Origin of the sequence: Escherichia sp. KCJ4928, from assembly GCF_004352695.1 — a bacterium.
Lineage (GTDB): Bacteria > Pseudomonadota > Gammaproteobacteria > Enterobacterales > Enterobacteriaceae > ECMA0423.
Genome location: NZ_SJWV01000795.1, coordinates 1 through 255 on the forward strand (window position 1 = coordinate 1; position 255 = coordinate 255).

A 255-nucleotide genomic window follows, 5' to 3' on the forward strand; every position below is an offset into this window, starting at 1 on the left:
GGACAGCCTCCCCGAATGAACCGCAGGTGAATGCTGTTTCTGCCATTGACAGCAACGCAAAGAATACCTCTGCCGCCACCACTGACGACCGAAATGTATTAGCACAAGAACCCAATGCTGACGCCACGGTTACGACCACGGCTCACGACACCGGCACAGCAGAAACAGATTCACCTTCTGAACCTGCAGAGATTCAGCCAGTGCAGCAGGCCAGTCCTGAACCATCGGCTAAAGATAAACCACAGGAGAACGTAG

General features: G+C 53.7%; 1 protein-coding gene. It reads left to right on the plus strand.

Annotated features, from left to right (window positions below; all coding sequences use genetic code 11):
- Positions 1-255: hypothetical protein (locus E0D98_RS26820; RefSeq protein WP_131891703.1), on the plus strand; the 255-nt coding region annotated here is incomplete at both ends.